Annotated in this window: 23 protein-coding genes and 1 tRNA gene; 15 read left to right on the forward strand and 9 right to left on the reverse strand. The window is 60.0% G+C overall.

Annotation, left to right across the window (positions count from 1 at the left end; genetic code table 11):
• The 8 genes from AC1D0N_RS28840 to AC1D0N_RS28875 form a co-directional block, all read left to right on the forward strand.
• Positions 1-264, forward strand: a 264-nt coding sequence (locus tag AC1D0N_RS28840; protein WP_477249701.1) for an EF-Tu C-terminal domain-related protein, incomplete at its 5' end; no start/stop codon positions are given.
• Positions 265-424: 160 nt separating this feature from the next.
• The gene (locus tag AC1D0N_RS28845) at positions 425-2101 is read left to right on the forward strand and encodes a COG3904 family protein (RefSeq protein ID WP_477249703.1); all 1677 of its coding nucleotides are present in this window, start codon (positions 425-427) and stop codon (positions 2099-2101) included.
• 239 nt (positions 2102-2340) lie between these two features.
• Positions 2341-4029 carry a COG3904 family protein gene (locus AC1D0N_RS28850; protein WP_477249704.1) on the forward strand — a complete coding sequence of 563 codons (1689 nt, stop codon included), beginning with the start codon at positions 2341-2343 and terminating at the stop codon, positions 4027-4029.
• Positions 4030-4120: 91 nt separating this feature from the next.
• Positions 4121-4603, forward strand: a complete 483-nt coding sequence (locus AC1D0N_RS28855) for a group II truncated hemoglobin (RefSeq protein WP_477249706.1) — start codon at positions 4121-4123, stop codon at positions 4601-4603.
• Positions 4604-4757: 154 nt separating this feature from the next.
• Positions 4758-4833 (forward strand) — tRNA-Trp (locus AC1D0N_RS28860).
• Between the two features lie 110 nt (positions 4834-4943).
• Positions 4944-6158, forward strand: a complete 1215-nt coding sequence (locus tag AC1D0N_RS28865; RefSeq protein ID WP_477249707.1) for a site-specific integrase — start codon at positions 4944-4946, stop codon at positions 6156-6158.
• A gap of 269 nt (positions 6159-6427) precedes the next feature.
• Positions 6428-7522, forward strand: a complete 1095-nt coding sequence (gene mobQ, locus AC1D0N_RS28870; RefSeq protein ID WP_477249709.1) for a MobQ family relaxase — start codon at positions 6428-6430, stop codon at positions 7520-7522.
• Between the two features lie 352 nt (positions 7523-7874).
• Entirely contained in the window at positions 7875-8336 is a 462-nt protein-coding gene (locus AC1D0N_RS28875; protein ID WP_477249711.1) for a hypothetical protein, read from the forward strand.
• Between the two features lie 13 nt (positions 8337-8349).
• Here the strand turns inward: AC1D0N_RS28875 and AC1D0N_RS28880 are convergent, their stop codons facing one another.
• Positions 8350-9993 carry a type IV secretory system conjugative DNA transfer family protein gene (locus AC1D0N_RS28880; protein WP_477249713.1) on the reverse strand — a complete coding sequence of 548 codons (1644 nt, stop codon included), beginning with the start codon at positions 9991-9993 and terminating at the stop codon, positions 8350-8352.
• Positions 9994-10412: 419 nt separating this feature from the next.
• Between AC1D0N_RS28880 and AC1D0N_RS28885 the strand changes: the two genes are divergently transcribed.
• The 3 genes from AC1D0N_RS28885 (at position 10413) to AC1D0N_RS28895 (ending at position 11550) form a co-directional block, all read left to right on the forward strand.
• Complete coding sequence (locus AC1D0N_RS28885) at positions 10413-10808, forward strand: hypothetical protein (protein WP_477249714.1); 396 nt, start codon at positions 10413-10415, stop codon at positions 10806-10808.
• 79 nt (positions 10809-10887) lie between these two features.
• A complete protein-coding gene (locus tag AC1D0N_RS28890; protein ID WP_477249716.1) occupies positions 10888-11202 on the forward strand; it encodes a hypothetical protein in 315 nt (104 codons plus the stop codon).
• Positions 11203-11346: 144 nt separating this feature from the next.
• A complete protein-coding gene (locus AC1D0N_RS28895; protein ID WP_477249718.1) occupies positions 11347-11550 on the forward strand; it encodes a hypothetical protein in 204 nt (67 codons plus the stop codon).
• A gap of 343 nt (positions 11551-11893) precedes the next feature.
• On the opposite strand, the gene AC1D0N_RS28900 is transcribed toward AC1D0N_RS28895, so the two are convergent.
• The 4 genes from AC1D0N_RS28900 to AC1D0N_RS28915 all read right to left on the reverse strand — a co-directional run bounded on the left by AC1D0N_RS28900 (position 11894) and on the right by AC1D0N_RS28915 (position 16002).
• Positions 11894-14323 carry a M48 family metalloprotease gene (locus AC1D0N_RS28900; RefSeq protein WP_477249719.1) on the reverse strand — a complete coding sequence of 810 codons (2430 nt, stop codon included), beginning with the start codon at positions 14321-14323 and terminating at the stop codon, positions 11894-11896.
• The gene (locus tag AC1D0N_RS28905) at positions 14320-14520 is read right to left on the reverse strand and encodes a hypothetical protein (RefSeq protein WP_477249721.1); all 201 of its coding nucleotides are present in this window, start codon (positions 14518-14520) and stop codon (positions 14320-14322) included. The genes AC1D0N_RS28900 and AC1D0N_RS28905 overlap by 4 nt, the downstream gene beginning before the upstream one ends.
• 307 nt (positions 14521-14827) lie before the next feature.
• Complete coding sequence (locus tag AC1D0N_RS28910; protein ID WP_477249723.1) at positions 14828-15130, reverse strand: hypothetical protein; 303 nt, start codon at positions 15128-15130, stop codon at positions 14828-14830.
• Positions 15130-16002, reverse strand: a complete 873-nt coding sequence (locus tag AC1D0N_RS28915) for a phage integrase N-terminal domain-containing protein (protein ID WP_477249725.1) — start codon at positions 16000-16002, stop codon at positions 15130-15132. The genes AC1D0N_RS28910 and AC1D0N_RS28915 overlap by 1 nt, the downstream gene beginning before the upstream one ends.
• 903 nt (positions 16003-16905) lie before the next feature.
• On the opposite strand from AC1D0N_RS28915, the gene AC1D0N_RS28920 reads away from it, so the two are divergent.
• Positions 16906-17109 carry a hypothetical protein gene (locus AC1D0N_RS28920; protein ID WP_063172270.1) on the forward strand — a complete coding sequence of 68 codons (204 nt, stop codon included), beginning with the start codon at positions 16906-16908 and terminating at the stop codon, positions 17107-17109.
• Between the two features lie 85 nt (positions 17110-17194).
• The gene (locus tag AC1D0N_RS28925; protein WP_477249727.1) at positions 17195-17884 is read left to right on the forward strand and encodes a DNA methyltransferase; all 690 of its coding nucleotides are present in this window, start codon (positions 17195-17197) and stop codon (positions 17882-17884) included.
• 429 nt (positions 17885-18313) lie between these two features.
• On the opposite strand, the gene AC1D0N_RS28930 is transcribed toward AC1D0N_RS28925, so the two are convergent.
• The 3 genes from AC1D0N_RS28930 to AC1D0N_RS28940 all read right to left on the reverse strand — a co-directional run bounded on the left by AC1D0N_RS28930 (position 18314) and on the right by AC1D0N_RS28940 (position 21978).
• Positions 18314-18649 carry a hypothetical protein gene (locus tag AC1D0N_RS28930; RefSeq protein ID WP_477249728.1) on the reverse strand — a complete coding sequence of 112 codons (336 nt, stop codon included), beginning with the start codon at positions 18647-18649 and terminating at the stop codon, positions 18314-18316.
• Positions 18642-19487: a hypothetical protein gene (locus AC1D0N_RS28935; protein ID WP_477249730.1), complete on the reverse strand. Its 846-nt coding sequence runs from the start codon at positions 19485-19487 to the stop codon at positions 18642-18644. Before AC1D0N_RS28935 ends, AC1D0N_RS28930 begins: the two co-directional genes overlap by 8 nt.
• Positions 19488-19983: 496 nt before the next feature.
• Positions 19984-21978 carry a phospholipase D-like domain-containing protein gene (locus AC1D0N_RS28940; protein ID WP_477249732.1) on the reverse strand — a complete coding sequence of 665 codons (1995 nt, stop codon included), beginning with the start codon at positions 21976-21978 and terminating at the stop codon, positions 19984-19986.
• Positions 21979-22312: 334 nt separating this feature from the next.
• On the opposite strand from AC1D0N_RS28940, the gene AC1D0N_RS28945 reads away from it, so the two are divergent.
• Together AC1D0N_RS28945 and AC1D0N_RS28950 are read left to right on the forward strand one after the other, a co-directional pair.
• Positions 22313-22834, forward strand: coding sequence for a hypothetical protein (locus AC1D0N_RS28945; RefSeq protein ID WP_477249734.1), 522 nt, complete (start codon positions 22313-22315; stop codon positions 22832-22834).
• 209 nt (positions 22835-23043) lie between these two features.
• Complete coding sequence (locus tag AC1D0N_RS28950) at positions 23044-23553, forward strand: helix-turn-helix domain-containing protein (RefSeq protein WP_477249736.1); 510 nt, start codon at positions 23044-23046, stop codon at positions 23551-23553.
• A gap of 32 nt (positions 23554-23585) precedes the next feature.
• Here the strand turns inward: AC1D0N_RS28950 and AC1D0N_RS28955 are convergent, their stop codons facing one another.
• Positions 23586-23783, reverse strand: coding sequence for a hypothetical protein (locus AC1D0N_RS28955; protein WP_477249738.1), 198 nt, complete (start codon positions 23781-23783; stop codon positions 23586-23588).
• Between the last annotated feature and the right edge of the window lie 115 nt (positions 23784-23898).

A 23898-nucleotide genomic window follows, 5' to 3' on the forward strand; every position in this document is an offset into this window, starting at 1 on the left:
CATCCTGACCTCCTGACCAAGGACGAAGGTGGCCGTCACACGCCGTTCTTCACCAACTACCGTCCGCAGTTCTATTTCCGCACGACGGACGTGACCGGCATTGTGTCGCTGCCGGAAGGCACCGAGATGGTGATGCCGGGCGACAACATCACGGTCGATGTCGAGCTGATCGTGCCGATCGCCATGGAAGAGAAGCTGCGCTTCGCCATCCGTGAAGGCGGCCGCACCGTCGGTGCCGGCATCGTCGTCACCATCAAGGAATAATCGACACCGGCAATCGCCGGATCGACAAGGAAAGGGCGGTCTTCGGGCCGCCCTTTTTGCTTTTTCGCCCAACGCCATAGCGCGTCAGCATCCAGCGCAAATCCTGTTGCAAGCCCCCAGACCTCAACTAGTATAGGTTGCATCGAGGGGGCTTGTTCAAATGGTTGCAAAGCACCGTTGGCTTGGCCGGGCATGGTGGTTGCCGGCGCTGATCTGGCTGGCTTTGCTTGCCGCGGGCACCATAGCTGTCGCGGCGGATGCGGCCCCGGACCTTGGCCCGACGATGCGGTTTGTCGTCGTCCGCAGCTATGCACCGGGTTGCGAGCCGACCTGCCCGGAATGGATATCAGCCGAAGGCTCGATAGAAGCCGGGACGCCGGCGCTTTTCAAACGCACGCTCAAGGCGCTTGGCGGCCGAAAATTGCCCATCGTCGTGGATTCCCCCGGGGGCAACGTCGATGCGGCTCTCGCGCTTGGCCGGCTGATCCGCAAGAACAAGCTCGATATCGCCGTCGGCAAGACCTGGTTCATCGGCTGTCTGCCTGATGAGAAGGATTGCAAGGACAATGACGGCAAGGGCGCCCGTTATTTTGGCAATCCTTATGCCAGCGGCGCCATCTGCAATTCCGCCTGCCCTTTGATGTTTGCCGGCGGCATGCGGCGGGTGGTCGGTGAATGGGCCTATCTCGGCGTCCATCAGATCACCACCACCTATATCCGAACGAAATTGCAGTACCGGACCACCTATCGTGTGGTGGGCGGCAAGAAGAAGATCCTCAACACAAAAATCATCAGCCGAAAGAGCGCCGGGAGCTACAAGACCTACGAGATGAGCAAGGCGGTGGAGAAAAGGCTGGCGGCCTATCTCAAGGAGATGGGCGTCGATCAGGGCGTGCTCGAAACGATGAAGAAAACGCCGGCTAGCGATATTCAGCAACTTGAGCCGGAAAACATGCTTCGGATGAAACTCGTTACCAGCCTGGATTCCCTCGACCTGTTGACCGCCGGAAGCATCTGCAACGCCAATCCGCTGCCCGCCAATTGCAGGGACGTAACGCCGCCAGGAAAGAAAACCAATCAGCCGGCCAAAGCCGTCACGGTTGAAGCCAAGGCGACCCCTATCACACCTGTCGAAGCTGAAACCGTGAAGCAGGGCGGCGGTGGCGATATGCGCTTCGTTCTGGTTCGGGGCAGGAGCTTCCTCTGCGACCCTGATTGTCCCGAATGGATCTCGGCGGAAGGCACGATTACGCCGGGCACACCGGAGAGGTTGCGCCAACTGCTCGACACCGTCGGCGACCGGCGGTTGCCCATCGTGATCAACTCGCCGGGAGGCGATGTGCTCGGCGCTCTGGCCACTGGGCGACTGATCCGCGAACGCAAGCTCGACGTGGCGGTTGCGGGGACGGATTTCGTAGGGTGCGAACCGGAGGAGGCGGATTGCAAGGCCGAGGGCGGCGTCTATGTCGGGCTGACCAATGATGCCGTGGGCGCATGCGACTCGGCCTGTGTGATCGTGCTTGCCGGCGGTGTCAGGCGCCTTGTCGGCCCCCAGGCGCGCTTGAGCGTGCACTCGCTCGGACTGGAGCAGAAGGTCAAGACCTATCTGGAAGACATGGCGGTCGGTCGGGGCCTGTTTGCGGCGATGCAGTCGGTGCTGTATTCAAGCCATCGCCAGCTCGAACCGGTCACGATGTTGAAATTCGGACTGACGACCGGGCGTCAAACCGTGGATGAGCTGACGGGCGCTACCGTTTGCAAGTCGACGCCGCGGCCCGAGAATTGCCGCATGCTGCCGTCACCCAACGCCCAGGCCGACTCGCCCGCCAAATTGTAGGCATCGCAGAAACTGCCCATCGAGGCAGGTTGAGCCATGCTCGCTGCTTCGGCTATCCGTTTACTTGCACCGTGCACAACAAGTCTTGCGCGGTTGTTTCAATGCCATTGCAAGCGTCGTTGCCGTAACTATTATGGGTTGCATAGAGGGGGCTTTTGCCAAGCGTGGTTTCGGGGCGCCGTTCAGACAATATGGCAAGGTGTTGGCGGGCGTTGGTTCGGCTGGCGCCGGTGCTTGTGATGGCGATGGCTGCTTTCGCCGTGAAGGCTGAGGATGTCTTCCCGAAGACATTGTCTGATCCGAGTACATGGGATCCCAGCACATGGTACATTCCCGGCATGTCGTCCGATGATACGTCGGAGAGGAGGTTTGTCGTCGCGCGCAGCAGCGCACCAGGCTGCGAGCCCAACTGTCCGGAATGGATATCGGCCGAAGGCCCTATTGCAGCCGGCACGCCAGCTCTGCTCAAGCTCACCTTGAAGAAGCTCGGCAGCCGCAAACTGCCGATCATCGTCAATTCCCCTGGCGGCAATGTCGACGCCGCGCTCCAGCTCGGCCGGATAATCCGCAAGAACAAGCTCGACATCGCCATAGGCAAGACCGAGTTTTCCGATTGTTGGCCCGGGACGGATGGCTGTGGATTCAGCTACGGCAAGAGCTCCGCTTATCTCGGCCAGGCGTCCGATGGCGCCAGCTGCAACTCCGCCTGTCCGCTGATGTTTGCCGGAGGCGTGCGTCGCGTGGCCGGCGGCTGGAACTACCTGGGTGTTCACCAGATCACCACCACCTGGTTCCCCTCCACAACGCACTATCGGACCACCTATCGCGTCAAGCGGGGCAAAAAATATCGGGTCACCACGGAAACCGTCACGCAGGGCGAAAGCTACAAAACCTATAAAATGAGCAAGGGGTTTGCGCGCAAGATCTCGGCCTATCTCAAGGAGATGGGGGTCGGAGAGGGCGTGCTCGACCTGATGAAGGCGACGCCAGCCAGCGACATCAGGCAGATCAGCCTCCACGATATGCTGACGATGAAACTGGCCACTAGCACGGACACTGAGGAGCTGTTTACCAAAGCAGCTCTGTGCATGTTCGACCCGCCGGCTCCCAACTGCAGGGAAATACCGGGAAACAAGCCAGCAGGCGGACAAACGCCCGCGGCCAAGCCGGCCGTGGTGGCTGCGATCAAGGCAAAGACCGGCGCCCCACTTTCTCAGCCGGCCAAGGCTCCAGCTCCCAAGCCGTTGCAGGGAGCGCCAGGGAATTCGACGCCAGGTATGCGCTTCGTTGTCGTTCGCGGCAGAGACTCGCTCTGCAATCCCGATTGCCCGGAATGGATCTCGGCGGAAGGCGCGATGACGCCTCAGACCCCGCAAAAGTTGCGCCAGTTGCTCGACACCCTTGGCAACCGACGGCTGCCGGTGGTGATCAGCTCACAGGGGGGCAGCCTGTTCAGCGCTCTGGCCGCGGGAAGGCTTATCCATGAACGGAAGCTCGACGTCGCCGTCGCCCGCACCACTATCGTCGGCTGCGACCCGCCCGAGGCAGGCTGCTTGGCCGATAACGGTGCCTATGTCGGGCTGATTAGCGATTTTGGAGTGGAGTGCGATTCGGCCTGCGCGCTCATGCTTGCCGCCGGTGCCAAAAGACTGGTCGATCCCAAGGCGAGGCTCAGCATGTCCTCGAGGGGACAGACGCAGTTGGTTAAAGCCTACCTGGAGGAGATGGAGATGGACCCAGCTCTGTTCGCCGCGATAGGCTCGGTCGAGCGTCAGCTCAAGCCCGACATGATGCTCAAAGTCGGGCTGACAACCGGGCCGGAGTCGGTGGAGGCGCTAACCGGCCCCGCTATTTGCAAAACCTCACCCAAGCCCGACAACTGTTTGCTTCCGCCAACCGCCAAGGCCGAGTCGCCCGCCAAACTGTAGGCATCGCAGAAACTGGCCATCGAGGCAGGTTGAGCCATGCCCGATTTCTCCGCTATCGTCGTGGCAGGCGTCGCCCAGGGGAGGATCGAGAATGAGCCGGGATATCCCGACACTTTACGAATGGGCCGGCGGCATCGAGGCGCTCAACCGGCTGACGGAAACCTTTTACGACAAGGTGTCCCGCGATCCGGTGATCGGGCCGGTGTTCAAGCACATGTCGCCGGACCATCCCGCCCATGTCGCGGCCTTCATCGGCGAGGTTTTCGGCGGGCCGAAAACCTATAGCGAAAAGCATGGCGGCCATCGCGAGATGGTGATGCACCATCTCGGCAAGCATTTGAGCGAGGAACAGCGCCGCCGCTGGATCAATCTGCTTGCCGATGCCGCCGATGCCGTCGGGCTGCCCGACGATCCGGAATTCCGCTCCGCCTTCATGGGCTATGTCGAATGGGGATCGCGGCTGGCCAAGATGAATTCCAATCTCGGCGAGACCTGCGACCCCGAGACCGAACCGATGCCGGCTTGGGGCTGGGGCGTGCCGGGCGGGCCGTACAAGCCTCCGACCAAGAGCTGAGTGCCGGTGAGCTGGGCCGCGAATTCGGGACCCAGGGGGAGGAGCTGGTCGTTGCCTGCGCGGATTTCTGGCCAAGGATATGAATCGGCCTCAGACCGCTCTTTACAGAGCACGCGGAAGCTTTTAGGAAGCGCCTGCGCCGAAACGCGCATGTACGGGCATAGCTCAGTTGGTAGAGCGGCGGTCTCCAAAACCGCAGGTCGTAGGTTCGAGCCCTGCTGCCCGTGCCATTTTCTCAAGGAAATCAGGCACTTAGAAATGGCCTTGCTAGGCCAGGACGCCGAAACTACCCTTACACATCTCTTGCACAAACTTGCACGTGCTCAGGGAGTGTCTGGCGATGGCGGAAAAGCACACAATTTTAGGCGGGAAGGTTCATGTCTATCGGCGCAACGACAGCCCGATATGGCACTGCTCGGCCTATCTCAAAGGCAAAAATTGGCGGGTCAGCACCAAGGAAGAAAGCCTATCGAAGGCCAAGGACTGGGCTGAGGACTGGTATTTCGGCCTCAAGGACAAGGGCCGGCGCGGTGAGTTGGTGGGCGAGAAGACGTTCAAGGATGCCGCCGACCAATTTGTCGCGGAATATGAGGTCCTGACTGAGGGCGAACGGAACGCCCGCTGGGTACAGGATCATTATCGGCGCGTTCGCACCTATTTGGTGCCGTACTTCGGCAAAATGGGCCTCTCCACAATCAATGCCGGCACTGTGCAGGAGTACCGCGTGTCCCGGCTGGCGCCGGAGGAAGGCAAGATGCTCCCGTCGCGCAGCACGCTCCACCACGAAACCGTGACCCTGCGCCTTGTCCTGAAGACCGCCGTTCGGCACCGGTGGCTGTCACATCTGCCAGATATCTCCCAGCCCTACAAAAAGTCAGCGAAGGTCGTTCACCGCGCCTGGTTTACGCCAGAGGAGTACAAACAGCTGTACCAGGCGACACGTGAGCATGCGCGAAAAACGCGGGAGGCCAGCCATAAAGCCAAGGAGGGCGAAAAGGCTCATCGCGTTTGGTTGGCCGAACAGCTCCACGATAAGATCCTATTCCTGACGAACACGGGGCTGCGCCCAGACGAAGCCAATTGGCTTGAGTATCGGGATGTGGAGGTCGTCAAGGACGCGGCGACAGGCCAAAAGATCCTGGAAATCCAGGTGCGCGGCAAGCGCGGTGTAGGGTACTGCAAAAGCACATCCGGGGCCGTATTCCCCTTCGAGCGGATGGTGGCCCGGAACAAGCCGAAGGCCACAGACCGGCTGTTTCCGGTCGACCATAAAAAGCAGTTCAACGGCATCCTCGACAAGATCGGCCTCAAGCTCGACCGCGAGGGCAATCGGCGCACGTTGTATTCCCTCCGTCACAGCTACATCAGCTTCCGATTGCTTGAGGGCGCCGACATCTATCAGGTTGCCAAAAACTGCCGCACAAGCGTCGAAATGATCGAGAAGCACTATGCTGTGCACCTCAAAAACCGCCTCGATGCAGCGGCCATTAACGTGCGCAGGCCCAAGCCCACGAAGCGGGCGAAGCCAGAGAGGGTCGAGCAGATTGAGAACTAGGTTGCGGGCTGACCTAGCCGGACAATCTTGAAAATTGGCGCCAGTTTAGGGCAATGCAACAGCGCACTTACGCATCGCCCAATGTGTACGCATTGGACGAAAATTTGCGATGCGTTGCTCGGTTTTCTAACCTCTGGCGAAACGCCAATCGGAGAAAACCGGCAAGTGCGCCAGGGGCAAGCCCCTTGGAACCCCGCTGCGCACCTGGAGCTGCTTTTCAACTTGACTGTACGCCGTGGCCCGACAAATTGCAGATAGACAGGTGACCAGTGGCGATCTTTCATCTGCACGTCAAAAACATCAGTCGTGGTGACGGTCGTTCCGTTGTCGCTGCGGCCGCCTATAGGGCAGGCGAAACGTTGCCAAACGACGCCGAAGAACGCGAGAGCGCGTTTGGCGGCCGACGCGACGTTGTTCACGCCGAGATCCGGATACCGGCTGGGGCTCCTGTCTGGATGGGTGACCGTGCCAAGCTTTGGAATGCCGTCGAAGCCGCCGAAAAGCGCAAGGACGCGCGGCTTGCCAAGGAGATCGAGTTCGCGCTGCCGCGTGAAGTCGCCCCGGCGATTTGGCGCGAACTGACCAGCGCGATGGCGGATGCGTATACGCGTCAAGGTTTTGTCGTGGATTTGGCGATTCACGAGGACGGGAGCAACAACAATCCTCATGCCCACATGCTGCTGACAACGCGTCGGATTACGGCTGGCGGTTTCGCCGAAAAGATCCGGGAGGCCGACGGGGTTCGCTTCGTGACCGAGGCGCGTGCCAGGTGGGCCAAAATTGCCAACGCCAGCTTCGCCAGCGCCGGCCTCGATGCCCGCATTGATGCCCGCAGCCAAGCCTCCATAGGTTCGGCTCAGCGCGCCGGCCGGCACATGGGTGCCGATCGCCAGGCGCGGCTGTCACGCCGGGCGAACATCGACGTAGAACGCATAGCCACGGTCCGACAGGAGCTGAGAATGCCCAACCCGCTTGCCGAATTGTATCCCCACCTATCCCTGAGACGCGATTGGCCGCCGGAAAGCCGTGAACCGGCGCCGGATATGAGTGAGCACGAACGTAATGAATTCTGGCTCTATTGGCAGTCGCGGGATCACGAGCAGGGCGGCCCTGTTGCCGAGCGCGATCTGCCCGTCCTGAATCCCGAAGGTGACTTGATCCCATCGCATGAACTGGAGGCGGCGCAGGACAGGATGATTGCCGAGGTCGAGCAGCCGGCCGAGCGCTATCCGCTACCAAACGATCGGGAGCTTGCTGCCGAGACCGACAGGGCGTGGTGGGTGAGCACGCAGCATCATCGGCAGCCGGAAACCGAACATGATGCGCCTGAACTGGATCGCGATGCCTGGTGGCGGAGCCGGTGATCGGCGACGGGAAGGCGTGCCACGCAACCTAGGAACGCAGTTCCCCGTGAACTAGTTTACCGTGTCTTTTGGAATGCGCTTGGCGGGCAGCGCGCCAGCCAGCATGTCGCCTCGCACGCGGGTCGCGGTATGGCTGGGTGGCAACCCTTCTCTATAGGTTCCCAGTTTCCGACGACGGTGCAGCATGTATGCATAGTAGGGTCGTTTGACCATGTGAAACCAGAACCATCCTGGCCAATCTCTCCACGGGCGGCGCTTTGCTAGCGCAAGTTCGTAGTCTAACCTTCTCATCCAATACGGCCGCATAGTAGGAGTAGGACATTATTCCTATTCCCTGTCAAAGGAAATTGCGATGGCGAAGGATCTCGATCCGGAAGCAGACATGCAGAAGCTGACCACGCGGATGGTTCAGCTCAACCGCCAGTTCGACGAGCTTTTTGAGCGTTGCTTTGAGCGGCCTGACCTCGCCTACGAGAAGTGGGTGAAGTCCGCCTTAAACGATGCGCATTCGTATGAGCTCCTGAAGAACCACCTCTTCTCGCTTGGCGAGATGCCCCGGGACGCGGCAAGAAAGGAGAACGCCATAGACGCCAGCTTACGGCTGCCGGCCATATTTCAGGAATATCGTGGTGTTCGTGACCAGTTGGATGAGATGCGCACCGTCAACCTCGCGCATTTCGACGGCAAGCAGCGCGAGATGCGAGCCGACCCCGATCCGTGGTGGGTCAAGCGAAAACCTGAATCGCCTGAGTCCGAAGACCGAGAGCAAGAGCAAGAGAGGGACATAAGCCGACAATGGCTGCGGGACCGCTAGGCCCGCAAAGAGCTCAGACCGTTCTCCTGCGTTGCGGCTGGCTTGTGACACGGTCTCGGCAGGTTTGCCCGAGATACCAGGGCACGAGCTTGGCCTGGATCGGGCGGACGCCGCGCGCAAAGACAAGGCCGGTACGGGTCTGATCCGTGGCGGTGCCACTGAGCAGCTCCGTCACTTCATCCGGCGTCAGAAGGGCACGGCCGGTATAGGCGATGCCGTGATTGACCGTGCCCGTCCCTGACCCGTTGCCACTGAAGATCGGGCCGGTCGAGGCGCTGTTGCTGGTCCCTGCTGTCCGGTAACCCCGCGTCTGGTCGCCGAGGAAGTCCGAGATCATCTCTGCGGTAAAGTGCTCGTCCGTTCCAAAGAACGTTTTCACCGATGTGTTGAAGAACGTCTTCCACCCGCCGGGGTAATGTTCTTCCAACGTGGGGACGTCCTGAAGGAAGAACCAGAGGCGGACGCCGGCGCCGGCATGTGTTCGGATTGCGTCGCGGAAGCGCGGGAACGGACCCAGGCTCAGAAACTCGTCCAGAATGAACAGGACGGGTATTTCGGGGATGGTTTCATTCTGGAGCATCGCCTCGAGAGCGGTGGTGAGCGTGATCTTCAGGAACGCGGCATACGCCGACATCTTGTGGAACGGCACGGTGATGTAAACGGTCGCCGGTTCGTCCTTCAGCGATCGGAAATCAAACGAAGCGACCGAGGTGGCACGGTGAAGCCCCGGGTCGTCCCAAAGGGCAAACTCGGTATTGATGGTATCCCGCAGGTTCGGAATGCCTTTGCCACGGTCCTTCCCGAGGACGATGTTGGCGGCGTTTGCAATCGCAGGATTGCGCGAGTCCCCCATGGTCTTGATGGCCTCGGTGAAAAGATCGAGAGGAGCGGCCGTAATACGCCGCACCTCGGCCATGTTGCGATGGCCCGGCGGCGCAGCCTCGGTGACGAACATGATGATGGCAGTCAGGACTGAGATCGCATCCTTGCGGAAGAAGTCCGGCGCATGCGGATCCGGCGGCATGATTAGGTCGGCGAGCGCCTGCGCATCGGAAAATGATGCGATGCCGTCGAGAGGGTTGTAGGCGTCAGTTTCGGACTGAAAAGGTGAAAGACGATAGACCGGCCCGACGTTCTTCCGGCGCCAAGCCGCCGTTTGGGCGTAAAGCTCGCCCTTAGGGTCGAGCACAACGCACGAGCCCTTGTAGCGGACCAGGTTGGGGATGATCGTCGTCGTCGATTTGCCTGAGCGTGTGGGCGCCACGGTCAGGAGATGGCCTTCGCCATCCCAGTGAAGTTGACCGGCGACTGCGCCACCGAGGGCCGGGTCCTCCAAGACTCCTAGCAAAATGGAAGAGGGGCTATCGAATTTTGCAGTCGGGTGCAGCAAGCCCGCGTTTGAGAGCTCCGAGGCATCAGCCCAGCGCGCCGAACCATGCAGGGGAGGTGGGTTGGCAACCGCCTCGTCGACGCGCCGTTTCTCCTCGCGCTGCTCGTTTTCCATTTGTTTGCGCGCCCGATGTTGGGCGAACATGTTGCCGATGGCGGTGGCAATCTTGAATCCGGTTGAGAGGCCTTGTCCCGCACCCCCTTTGCGAGACGATCCGAACGGCTCGACTCCCTTCAGGGGATCGAAATCCTTGAACCAATCTGGCATACCCCCAGCCCCCGCTAGACTGGATGATGTAACACCAAGAAACATCAGGCAGAAACCCCTTTAGAAGGGGCGAGATGAACTTTTCTTGTGTGTTTGCAAACGGATTTCCCGCGAAGAGAACGGCTGCAATGAATTGGACCAAAAGCTCCCGGGCCAGCATACGGAAGCATCCTTTCAAACAACACAGCAGAACTGCTGTTCCAGCGGCCTCCGGAAGCGGAGGCAATCAAACTAAAGAAGGGGATGAACATCCCCATGCCGCTTGAGTAGGCGAACGCCCTTTCCCGTTTTTTGTAGCTGTCCTTGTCTCCGGCCGCACCAGCCGAACGAACCGGTGCGGAATAGGGGGGCCGTCATTTCCGGCCCAATCCTCGCTGCAACACGGGTCGCGAGCCGCATAATTCCGGAAGAGGACAGACATGGACAACCAGCGCGCACTCGAACTTCTTCAGAACCAATCCCGGTCTTTGAAAAAAGCCGTCGACGATATCGACTATGAGATTAAAAACTGCCTTCCCCGGCTGGAGGCGGACTCCAGACCCAATCGCATCAGTTCGTTCCTGCAGGACCGTTACGGCATTCAACGGGATCACATGTATCAACTCGGCAAGGTGCAAGCGCAGATCGAGGATTTGGAGCGCCGCGTCCAGCACCGGGAGGAACGAAAGCAGCCCCTTCCCAGCCCGGCCGGGAACCACCTGGATTGGCTTTCCAAAGTCGGGACGCTGGTTCATCGATCCGATGCCGTACCGGAGCGCGCCGAAAACCACCTGGATTGGCTCGATACGGGGCGCCACGAGCCGGCCGGGGGGTAGATGACCGCCGGGGGGAGGAGTCCGACCGCAATCAGAGGTAGCACTTGCGGGAACCGAAAAGCCGCCCCATCATCAATTCATGGCCAAGTTACACAGAGGCTCGATTTTCGGAATTCCCGAACTGACGCCGGAACAGCGCGAGAAAACGCGCAAGGCGTTGGAATGGTTGGAAAAGGACCTCATCCGGCGCCGTGAGCGCCTCGCCTACTGGACCCTTCGCAAGACGCAAGCGGAGACCCTTGCCGGTATCCCCGAGGAGTTGCGCCAGGGTGCGCTCCATTCTCACGCCTGGGCCCAGGCGCTCGTCAATTCTGGCGAGAAGCTCAGGGCTTATCTGATTGTCGAGCTGCAGGAGCAGCCAGAGCACTTGCCCGCCTACCACTATGAGCACTGAGCGGAAAAAGGATGGCAATTTTCGGCGATGAGGTGACGCTCACAGACAAGAAACGGGACCCTGTCTAAGCATAAGCTCTAAGTTCGCTTGAACACAGCGCTTTGGTGCGTGATGTCGGAAGCCGCCCAGCGACGCGAGAAACCCATGAAGCGTGTGGAAAAGGCACGGCCTTTCGTGCCGACCGAAATCCATGTCGGCACGGCGACTGACGAGAAAGGCACCCTTGGCATTCTCTCGATCCGGACAACGGAAGGCCTCCTAGACATCGCACTGGACCGGCAAGCCGCCGACACCATCATCAAGGCGGTCGGCAAGATCCGGGCAAAACTGGACCCTACGGGGAGCTGAACTCTGTCTGGCCGAGGCGAGCAGAGACGTCCTGGGAACACCGACCAGCGGTCGGCGTGCCTAACTTGCGATGCCGTCATGACCGCCGGATGTAGGCCATACTTGCCTGTCGCCAAGCATCAAGCGGTAGCCATCGACCAAGCAACCCAAGACGGCTAATGCCTCGGCCGCCGAATAGAAAGTGACAACAGTTATGGCGCGACCACCGTCAATGCGCACGAGGCGGTAGGCGTCACTTTGCGCGTGCTGTACGTCCACCAACGATCAATCGCTCCCCCAGGAAAAGCACGTTTACCTGTCATTCATGACACTTCCGTGAGAGCGGCCGAGTAGGCAAGCCCTCCTACTGGACGCAAACCTGGCGCGTCACTTCGCAAGGCCGCCGGTTGCGCTGATAGCACTCGGAAAGTGCCATTTCTTCGGCGTCCTCGATCGTCGCTTCCAACTGCAGTTCATAGCGCGACCGCTTCGTCGCCGGAATGACCCGCGCCACGGCCGCACAGGTGTTGCGGAACACCTGTTTCACCTCGCATTGGCTTCCGCCGCTGAATTGGCGGCATTCGGCCAGAGCCGCGTCAGTCGCAGCCTCCAGGGTCGCGAAGCTCCGGTTCGTCAGAATGACGATGCCGTTTCCAGCGGCAGCAAATGCGCCGTAACCGCCTTGCGCCGTGGCCGGCGCTTCGCGGACGGCCGGCACGGCGGATTGCTCCTGGCTTGCGGGTTCGCCGTTGGTGAGATTGGCGATCTGATCCTTGAAGGTCTGGATTTGCCTGTCGAGGTCGACCCGGGCCGTGTCCCGGTCGGCGATCTGTCCCTTCAGCTCGAGGTTCATCTGCCGAAGCTCGTCATTCCGCCGGACCATCTCGTCCCGATCGGCGGTCATCGTGGCCAGCTGTTCGGTAAGGGAGGCGATTTGATGCTGCGTGTCGGCTTCCGGAGCCGCGGGGTGTGTTCCAGCCTCAGGGGTTTTCTGCTGGGCAAGACGCGCCGTCAGCGCCGTGCGGTCGGCGTTGGCCGCATCGAGCTTCAGGAGCAGGTCCTGCACCTGCTTGCGGGCCTGGTCGCGCTCGGCGAGGGTGTTAGAAAGGCTTACGCTGCCGCCGGAGGTCTGCTGGGCGAGGGCCGTGCGGTCGTTGGCAAGGCGCGCTTCCGCGGCCTTCACTGCCTGCTCGCGAGCCTCAAGCTGTCCAATGCGAGTGGTGGATTCGGCGTCACCGAACCACCCTTCCTTGGTGTCGGCCACCCAGTTCCAGGAGGACGACAGCGCCTGGCCTGTTGACGCCTTGGCGTCATTGAGCCTACGATCAAGGCCGTAGAAGCTCACGATGGCAGGCGCCACCACTGCCAAGACCAGGCAAACCGCGCCCAAGGTCGCCAGCCGCCGGACATTGACCTTTGCGCGAAAGGCCGTGAGGCCGCGCCGTGTCCTGCGCCCGAGGCCGTAAGCCAAGGAGGCAAGCTGCGCACGCAGAAGGCCAAGGCCTTTCGTCCCGTCGACAGCCCCAACCGAGGGCTGGGCAACGGCCGCCTTGGCGGTTTCGTGCGAAATCCCATGCGCGTCCAGGGCTTTCAGGCGCGCTTCTAGGGGCGGGTGCGTCGCGAAGAATTTGCCGAAACCTGCTCCCCGAAACATCAGGTAGCCGTACTGCCGCTCTTCGGCGGTCGGCTTGTCCGCAACGCCATGAACGCGCTTGAGGGCGCGGGCCATGGCATCGGGAGACGTTACGTGCGCTCCGACCGCGTCGGCGTGAAACTCGCGGTTACGCGAAATGCCTTTGGCGACGAGCTCGGAGGCGACGAAGACCGTTTTCCGGACAACCAATCCGCTAACCCAGGCCAGATACGCGTCCTGGCGAGCTTTTGCGCGACTCTTCTTGCCGCGCAATGCCACTTTGACGCCGGCCCGCGTCAAGATGTTCACCACGGTGACCAGCACGCGCTGAAAGCCTTCCGCGAACTGCATCCGCGCCACGTCGTTATGCAGGATGTGGCCGAGTTCGTGCCCGATAACAGCGTCTAGCTCGTCTCTCTCAAACACGAAGAGCGGCTTGCCGATCACGACCATGGACGATTTCTGGTTCGCCCCCATGGCGAAGGCGTTCATGACGTTGGTGATACCCACAGCCGGCTTGGGCAGGTTGAGCTGTTCGGCGAGGCGATGCACACGTTCCGCCAGCCAGTGATTGTCTTCGACCGGCATCACCCCGAAACTGGTGCTGACGTCGCCAGAGGCCCGCGCGATGTAACGGCCGCCAAACATCAGACCAAGAACGGACAGGACCAAGCCAACCAGAACTGACCGGTCGGCATAATAGGTTCGCATGAAGTAGTCGAAGGGTGCCCATTCCCTGTATCCGAGCATCAGCGCAACCCAGGTTACCGCGCAGCACGTGAGGATAAGCACCCCGGACAGCTGGAGTGCTGTCGGCATCCAGGAACGGTTGCGTGGCGTCAGATGCTGTTCGGCTCCGGTGGCGCGGGCCGAAAATCCAAGAAACGCACTGAACTGCGTGGCGTGGCGCAACGCGAGCAGCCGGCCAATCCGGAGGGCGGTGCGGAACTGGTAAAAGACCAGCACCCCGTCCGCCACCCACACGGTCCAAGAGTACATGGGATACGGCCAGGGGACTAAGGCCCAGGCCAAGGAGAGCGCGGTCGGTCGATAGATGTTGATGGCGAGCCAGCCGAACCGCAGCGCCGTCACAACGAGCACTGTTTTGATGAGCGGACGCAACCGCGTCTCTGACCCGAATATCGCCGTAGCGAGCGTCATGTGCCTGGCCCTCCGTCCATCGTGCCAACGCGGGTCTTGCAGGTCTCGCTCTCGGTGTAGGAGACGAGCCTGGTTTTGAAAGGCCGGGCGCCGCGGGCATAGCTGATGCTCCAGCGCCAGCCGTTGCGCTGCCAGCCTGACAGCGCAAGCGCGACGCCGCGATCTAGGTCGCCAAACAGATCAAATTTATCGGCCATATTCCACCCCAGCCCGACCGAGGCGACAGTAGCAACAGCGAAGCCGAATACAATGGGATTTTGAGAAATTGGTTGAGCTAACTTGGGACCGAAGACTCGGGCCCCAAGGTTGTTAGCTCAAGCTAGAACTATCCTGAGGTTGTTGCTGGTCAATGGTGTGCGGATAGGGAATGTTGAACACATTCTGGCTTTTTGAACGGGACAGCAGAACTGCTGGCCTCAGGAAGATATGAACATCCCCCTCTCACTTGTCCGGACGGACGCCAAGGATTTTCAATTGCTTGTGGCTGTTTTTTCTTTCGGCGCGTTACCATGAAATCTCCAACTCCGGGTATTCCGTGACAATGGGCGGACGGAACGTGCTCCTCTCAATATAGGTGTGGCGCCAGACATAGTGGAATTCCTCGGAATCGAGCCATTCCTCGAGCGCCTTGGCGGCCTCTGTGTCTGAAAGGTCGAACGCGTACTCCTGGACGACACGGTAGTGGCGATGTCCCTGCTTGGCCGCCTCGTCGATGGCGGCGGCGATCGTCGCTGGCTTGAACAGTGTATCGGCGTACTTCGTCCTCATGCCGGTGGCCATCAGGAAATTACCTTCTGCGCGTTTCATTAGAAGGCCCTCCCAAGATAGGTGTCGGTGATTTTCAGGCGGCCATGGCCGAGCTCCGCGGAAATCCTGTGGCGCGCCGCGCGGTCGGCGGCGCGTTCATTTCCGCTCATGTCACCCCAGCGCTTACCGCCTGCCAGCGGGCAGGATTGGCCGGTCAACGTCGCGTAGCGTTGCTGGGCATAGGCATGGCGCAATCCGTGGGTGTTGCGGAGGCCCGCCTTGAGCGTCTGGTACTCGAACCGCTTCAACTGTTCGACATAGCTCATGTGCGCGGGGATTAGAGAGCCTCGGCCGGGGACAAGGCGCATGACGTGTTCGAGGACCTGTCGCTGCTCGAGCGTGTTAACGGGCACGGTCCGTGCCCGGCCACCTTTCGTCCAACTCGCCTGGAGGGCGATATGATCCGCCCTGACGGCCGCTTGCGGCTGGAACTTCATCGCTTCTTCGCGCCGCAGGCCAAACGCCGCCTGAAGCAGAACGGAGGCCTTGATATGCGGGCACTCGATCTTGCCATGCTTGGCATGGTCGAGGGTCTGGGCGCGGTTGCGCGCGACTTCGCCACGTTCGGCGACGCCGTACGCGGCGTTTTCGCGGTTGACGACATTAACTTTGTTGATCTTCTCCGCCCACCAGCGCAGCCAGGTGAGGCGGTTGCGGACACTGGCGTCCGAGGTATCGGAATCGAGCCATCTTTCGACAAGGGACTCGACGTGTTTGGGTTTTAGCGAACCGGCGGACGGCAGTTTGTAGCCGAGGTCCGCGAGGTCATTTGCCATTGCGGACAGGCCGCGCCGGCGGTTGTTTTGGGTGCCGTAAGAGCCGTCCCTGTTGCGTTGGCACAGCCGCACCAGGTCCATGGTCAGATCGTCCATCTTGCTCGCTTCCTTAAGGTGAGTGTTGATGGCCGATGCACGTCCGTAGATCGTGGCACCCCGCGAAGGTCATTCGCGGCATGGCCGGAATGCGTAGTCTTCCTTACGGTACGAGCCTCCCGGGCCAGCCGGGTGGCTGGCCGATATGGTTTGCCCTGTTGGGCATCCGGTTACCGAGAGGTCGAAACCGGAGGTGTGGCCGCCGCGGCGGCGCACGAATTCGATAAGCAGGCATTCTGCTCTCCTTTGGTTGGGGAAAAGGTCGGGTGAGATGGATCAGGCTTTAGTTGCCCGGCGAGACAGTGATGGTGTTGCCTGCTGATGGCCAGCGCGTTGCATCAGAAATGATCGACGAAGCGCAGCGTCATTTGGGAGTCATGTGGCGGCGTTTGCGCAAACCCGGCATCCACCGAGGCTTTGGCGGCGGTCTGTCACTCCCCAATTCATTGGCGAGTGACAGACCGCCGGCCGCCCGCCATGTCGGACATTCCCATGCCCGACATGGCTGGTCACGCCCCTCCGCGTTCCTGGCCAATGCATTGGCCCGGCACCCGGATTGGCGTCGGCACGGCAAGCGGAGGCCCTGGTTCAGGGCCAAGCCCTTGCGGGTCGTGGCGGCGGACGCGCCTCTATCGCAGGTGGATCGCCCGGGCCTCGACATAGCATGGCTGGTCAGCCGCTTGGCGGGGGTTTCGTCGTCTTTCTCCTCTTTGTGCCGGTCACAGGTCAAAACGGCCGGAAATGGGTCGTGTGTGCACCGCGCGTGCCGTCCTGCAAGGCATCCAACCGTCTCCCAGAGGGTCCCTCGGTCGAACCCTCCGTTGCAGGCCGGCTGAATCGCCCGGCGCCTTGGTCACCCGACCGGCCGCAATGACGTGGCCGGGGTAACAAAGGAGAAAGACTATGACGAAAACCACCACCACCAAACGGCCGACCCACACCGTATTCGTTGTCGAGGGCGAGGGCGATAAGACCACCTGGACCGAAATCGGCGCGCTTTGGAGCCACGATGACCGCAAGGGCTTCAACCTCAACCTGAAGGCGCTGCCTCTCAGCGGACGCCTCGTGATCCGCGAGCGCAAGGCCAAGGAAAGCGTGGGGGCGTGAGCCCCCACCGCTTCCGCGGTGCGGACGGCCTCGCCGGTGACGCGTTCGCCGGCAGAAGTGAAGCCGATAGAAGGGAGTTGGTGCGATGAGCCGCTTCATTTCCATCCAGCGGCTGGGACCCGTCCCGGCAGCGGCTGCCGTCACGTGTCCCCGCAATAGCGTGCTCCACGGCGACTGCATCGACGTCATGGCGGGCCTTCCTGCCGAATGTGTCGACTTCATCCTCACCGATCCGCCGTACCTGTGCCGCTACCGCGACCGTACCGGCCGCACGGTAGCCAACGACAATAACTCGCATTGGCTGAAGCCGGCCTTTGCCGAAGCCTATCGTGTGCTGCGGCCTGACAGTTTGTGCGTCAGCTTTTACGGCTGGAACGCTGCCGACCAGTTTATCGAAGCGTGGCGTGCGGCCGGGTTCCGCATTGTCGGCCATCTGGTCTTCAGCAAAAGCTATGCCTCCTCGACGCGGTTCGTCGCGGCGCAGCATGAGTCCGCCTACATTCTGGCCAAGGGACAGCCTCCCTTGCCGACGGAGGCGGTTCCCGACGTATTGCCGTGGCAATACACCGGCAATCGCCTCCATCCCACGGAAAAGCCCGTAGCGCCGCTGCGGCGGCTGGTGAAGGCGTTCTGTCCGGAGGGTGGCTTGGTACTCGACCCGTTTTGCGGGTCGGGTTCGACGCTTGTTGCTGCACAGGGCTGTGGCCGAGACTGGCTGGGCATCGAGTTGAATGCCCGCCATGCCGAAACGGCGTCTCGGCGGCTAGAGCACTAGCTGCTAGCTGTGAGTCTGGACGGTGCGACGGGCACAAAACGAAATAAGGGCCGACATGGGCCCTTATTTCTCAATCTAGCATCCCGGGACGCCTAAGAGCAACGTATGGCGGATGATTCCGAAAAAGCGGCGAGACTGGATGAAAAAGACATTGCGCCAATCGCCTGATCCAACCATTTGCAACCGAAGTCCCTTGGGCGGACCATCTAACCGCCTATGACAACAGGCATCTCACGATCTATTTGGAGCTCATGGACGCATGCGCCAATAGTGCCAGCGAAGAAGAGATGGTGCAGCACATATTGGGTATCGATCCGGCGTTCCTTATCCGGGGCGTCGGCTGGTGATCACGGTCGACGGGGTATGCCGGTGGTTTTTCCTGTTGGGGAGGAATCGGCCGCCACGGTATCGTCGCGTCTAGGTGGGCCATCATTTATTTAGTAGTATCTTATTGTCTATAATGAAGTCAGTTCCAAGTTTCTGTTTAAACGCATCTAAGGAATTGTGAGGAACGATAGCGACTGCGCTGTCGTTGCCAATGTCGAATTTCGTTCCGCTCGGAGGTACAACGATGGTCTTAAATTCGGGTCCGGGCAATGTTTTCATGATAGTATTGCCAGACGGGCTACCAATAAATATAGATGCTGCGTCGGCATATCCCTTTTTGTAGCCCAGCTTGTAGGCGTCTTCCAGCGGGTCTGCCATGGTCTGGCAAGAGCTGCTGATCGAAAGGAAGACCGCTACGGATATGACGTTCCTAATCATGGTGTCGATCCCCTTCTTGAAGTCTCTTCAAGCTCTGTTTCATGGATTCCTGGAAATCAGGTGAATCGAATGTGCCATCTGGGGGAGATGCGGCTTGAGCCCCGCGGCCGAGAAAGACTGGAGCATCGAAAACTTGGATGGCGTCGCTTGCGAGGTAAACAACGCCTCCGATAAGTACTGCGCCCACGATCGAGACAATAATTCCCGGTGAACTGGACGACAGCGCCCACTTCATGCCGCCAATCGTTGCGTCACTTGTCGTCGCAACGCTGTCAACACGAGCAAGGACGAAGACCGCTCCCAAAAGAGATAAAACTGTGCCGGCGATAAGGGCGAGGAATTGAGTGTAGGCCCTCATATAGAGGGCAGAAATCGCGCGCTTGTTGCGCATACCTAGTCCGTCATGTTCAAGTCCAAGCAACACTGTGTCATTGTTAACGGGTGATGTCGACAAAATCTTACTGAAATCCATCTCGGATTTATAGGCTTGCGACGCTTCGACCATTCTGTCGAGGTACCAGAAGCCAAGTCCGATCATTCCGATTAGAGCTATGGCGCAAAGGCCACCGAACCATTTGACGGTGTTGACCTTAAACCGGAAGTCTTCTCTTGTCCGCAATGCCAAAATTGCTTGGCTTTGTACCGGGACTCCCGTGCCTATAGATGTGGTTGCTGATGTCGCGCCGGTATCGTCGAGGCCAGAATTGTCACCAGCGCCGGTCCTGCGAAGATCGGCCTGTACAGTATCAATATTTTCTGTAGCGTCTGCTGTCGAATTCCCCTCGCCAGGATCCTGAATCTTTGGAGAGGCCGGATTTTGGACGCCCGTTTCAGCCATTGCCACCCCCGAGTCAGAAAATGATTGACAAATTAAGTGTGCGTGCGGTTCAGCATAGAGATTTCTATCGAGGTCACAATAGAGATTTTGAATGCAGCCCGGCCGTTTCCATCGGGTTGCCGTGGCAATACACCGGCAATCGCCTCCATCCCACAGAAAAGCCCTTTGAGCCGCTGCGGCGGCTCGTTGGTTCCTTCCTAAAGCGCCTGAGTCCTGTTTCGCAGTGTCCGCCTACCCATCACAGGCACACCCTGGCGCCTTATGACAGCGCTTGTCCCTCGAAATGCAGCTATCGCTGCACGCTTTGCCCGCAGAGCAGGTCTTGCAGCAACCTTCGACGGGGAACGTGGACCAGGGTATCGGCGCATCCGGTTGGTTGATGATCGACCCGAGTTGCGCCGGCATCAGAACGCCGGCGATCAGCAAGGCGGCCACGATCCGAAACATGATGCTGCCCCAAGCAGAGTTTCTGTCGGCCCTGCACCATGCCGCGCACTTATTTCCCAAAATAGGCCGAAATCCGCCGATCCGCCTTGGTCTGCCAATTGTCGTCAATGCTCAGGAAGCCATCGGTCGGGCTTGACGATGCGGCGACGCCCGCCCGCTGCAGTTCGGCCGACTTCTCTGCCTCAGCTGCACGGAAGCGGTAATGATCGAATACGTCGAGGACATGCGTCGCATACGCTTGGGCAAGCGCGGGATCGCGCTGCACGATTACCAGGTTTTCGTCGTTGGAGTAGGAGGCCTTATAACCGAGGTTGTGGCTGCCAAACGCGACCACGCAATTCACCGGGTCAAGCGGGTCAATCACCAGGATCTTGTCGTGGATAATCGCCTTGCCCGCGCTCAAAATTTCCTTGTTGACGAAATTGCCGAGCTCGCGGCCGATATCCTTGTCGGTGAGCGCGGTTGCGCGCACGACATTGACGCCGCCCTGCTGGATGATGAAGGGCGAACTCGGCACCAAAGGCTTTCCATCTGGGCCGGTGCCTGAAGGCTGGTAGCCCCAAGCCAATGGATCGGAGACCGCACCGACCACCTCCAGGCTGGTATCCGCCAAACCGAGGTCGATCGCTTGCGAGATGATCGAGTGCACCCCACCTTTGGACGGCAAAAACACCGCGAACAAAATCATACGGTGCGCACGGCGCATCAGCGAGAAGAGACGGTCCATGTCCGGTGGAGGTGGCAGTTGACGCTTGGCACGCGCCGAAGGCGGCTGTTCGGCACCCGGAACGTTCGGCGAGAACCAACATTCGAAAGCAGCACCGTTAGCGAGATTGCCGGTCACCGGAGTACGGTCGGCGTCCTTCACGATATCGCCCTGGTCGGCGGCGGTGTTGGCATCCCCCGTTTGCGCGGGCTGCGGCAAGGGATGATCGAACAGGCGTTGCCAGTAGTCGAGGTATGCGCGCGCCACGTTCGTGTCTTCGATGACGATGCAATTGTTGCTCTGGCCGGAGATGCCACTCCACGTCCAGTTGGTCGAGCCGGTGAGCACGGCTTGGGGTGTTCCCTGGTCATCCGACCAGACGACGAATTTGTTGTGGCCGATGTGGCCGCTGCCGTTAAACAGCCGGTCCTGCATACGGAAGGTCGCTCCAGGCGCATCCGCTATCGCGCGCAACGCCGCGCGAGCTGCTTTGTTTCTCGTATCGTAGTCGGTATGGATGACCTTCTTGGTAACCTTGTCCTTGGTGTCGCTGGACCCGGCATCGGACAGGATCAGCTGCATCCGCGGTGCCGCCGCGACAAGGAGGTCGAGCAACTGCCGGTCCTCCAGCTCGTAGAGGGCGGCATGAAATTGCCCGCCTGCTCGGCTCAGGAACTCGGTTATCGTCGTCGGGACGTCGCCGGCCAGGTAGCGTCGCAGGGCGTCATTTGGATCGCGCAGACGAACTTCAAGTTCGTTGCGCCCAACTTTGCCATCATTCTCTTCGAGCATGCGGATCAGGAACTGGCTCGACAGAATACCGTTGGTAAAGGTGGAGACGAACGGTCCTAAGCGGCGGCTAGCCTCAACAATGTTGGTGAATGCCGCAGGAGCCAGGTAGCCGAGCCGGACAGGTGCGCCCTGATAATGATGCTCGACGCGCTGTTTGGTTTTTGCGTCCCAATGGCTTTCGGGGACGGGCACCACTTCCTCGAGGCCATCGCGCAAGCGACCTACCGGGCGGATACGGTATCGTAGCCGCTCATTTTCGGGCCGGAGACCCAACTTGTCACGGTGTCGCCGCAGCGTGAGATCACGCCAGTTAAACTTCTGAACCGGCCATACGGTTGTGTTCTGCGCCTGCCAGTCCGGGTTCGACTGCCCTTCAAAGGCGACATAGGCGGCAAGCGGGCGCTCGGCGGTTACCAGACCAGTGGCATCGAGATATTCCCGAACAATGTGGAAGCCCAGGCAATCAGGAATCGGGTCGGGGTTGGTCTGCCACGCAAGAAACGCAACTTCATTGTTGACGATTGCAGTTGCCTTGACGATCTGCACCCTCTCATCCCCCAAAAAGAACAACGACCTGATCCAGCGATCTGACCTACCGCCAATCGTACTGCCACCCAGCCGGCTCGATTTTATGAGACGGCTAATGTATAAAGAAAGCCGAAAACCTTTAAAGTTCCGGCCGTCAGCGCACCAAGAGTGTTATTCTTCAGAATAAACTGCCAAAGTAAAGTCTAGCTGCGAGAATTATTTTGGACTGATTTTGTTAGGGATCAAGCGCCGACCTTGCCGTGCGGACGCTTGCGGCCGTAATATGGGCGCCGAGTAGCGCCAGGAGGGTGGTACGGAAATATGGGGGCGGACGATGCCAAGTAGGCTTGTCATGATCATTAGGCATGCCGAGAAGCCGGTCCTAGGGAGTGCGGATTTTGGGGTCACAGAGCAGGGCGAAGTTGATCCGGCATCGTTGACCGTGCGTGGCTGGCAACGGGCGGGTGGGCTTTGCTCACTCTTTTCTACGCCGCCTGCGCCTATTGAAAGACCGGCATCGATTGTTGCGTCGGGGATGATCAAAAGAGATGGTTCGGAAACCCGGAGCAAACGGCCTAGCCAAACAATCACGCCACTGGCAAGACGCCTCGGTCTTCAACCTGATGTCACGTATTCGAAGGGCCAAGAGGCGCTGGCTGCAGAAGCCATCCGCACAGCCCCAACACCTGTGTTGGTAAGCTGGCAGCACGAATCGATTCCGAGCCTGGCGGCTGCGCTCGTCGGTGGCGCGGGTATCGCCCCGGAATCTTGGCCGGACGAGGATTTCGACAGCATCTGGGTGTTGCAGAACGATGGCGCAGATGTCTGGTCATTCTCGCGTCAGAGCCAAGGGCTTCTCGACGGTGATGGGTGACCGCGCTCACACACTGGCAAGCATGGTGTGCTAGCGGAGCAGGGGCGCCGCTCTAAGGCTGCCGTATGCACGCCGCGGCCGGAAATGACAGGCGTTCTGGCTATGTTGTCTGTCATTTTACTATGGGCTATATCGTCAGGGCAAAAGGGCCGAGCGACAGGTAAATTGTGCGCACGCATCGATTTATGAGGCGAAATGGAAAGGGCGAAGTGGACAACCCGCTTCGCGCCAACATTGCGAAGGTTCTCAAGGCCGAACGCCGACAAAGGCGGCTTCGTCACCAAGACATGGCGCAGTTGTTTCATACTTCGCCTGGTAAGGGTCTCGCCTACCGGACCTATATCAAAACTGCTCGGCGTAAAAACAATATCACCTTGCGTACCCTTGACATGATGGCCCGTTCTCTTCGGATCTCCATTGCGACGTTGTTGACAGCCAAAACCGATATCGAGCCCTGGGTTCATGAGCTTGGAGACCAAGCAATCCGGAGGCGTCTTGGCGCCATTATCAATGGTGAGCGCGAGCGCCGAAACCTTCTGTGCTATCAGATGGCAGAGTTGATTGGCGTCTCGGAGATGACGTTCGCGAAGTTGGAACGCGGCGCTGGAAATATCAGTGTCGATACAATTGCTGGCATCGCTAAATCGCTATGTCTGGATCCCACGACATTTCTCTTCCAAGACCGGATTGCTTGCGACCAGCGACCGCTCCAGCCCTGATGCCGTCAAATCGCCGCTGGCAGTGCCGTCTTTTAGGACGCGCCTGGCTGCTCCCGCACGATCCACTCCAGCAGGTCCGGGTCAACCTCATCGTCGCCGGTGAAATCTCGGATCATTTGGGCGGCGTATTCCCGGGACTGGCTTTCCGGGATTTCCCCTTCGGTGATCGCACGGCGGAGGGCGCTACGCAGGATTTCGCAATCGAATGCAGACACCTTGGCGCGTGACATTGTCAGGCTCCTGGCCATAGGCGGAAGCTCCAACGCTCGAGCCTCCGCAATGCCCTTTCTTCGATAGGGGCGATCTGGGGATCATACGCCTTGCCGCGCATTTCGCGAGTCGAAC

It is taken from the genome of Mesorhizobium sp. P2_E10 (assembly GCF_056404235.1).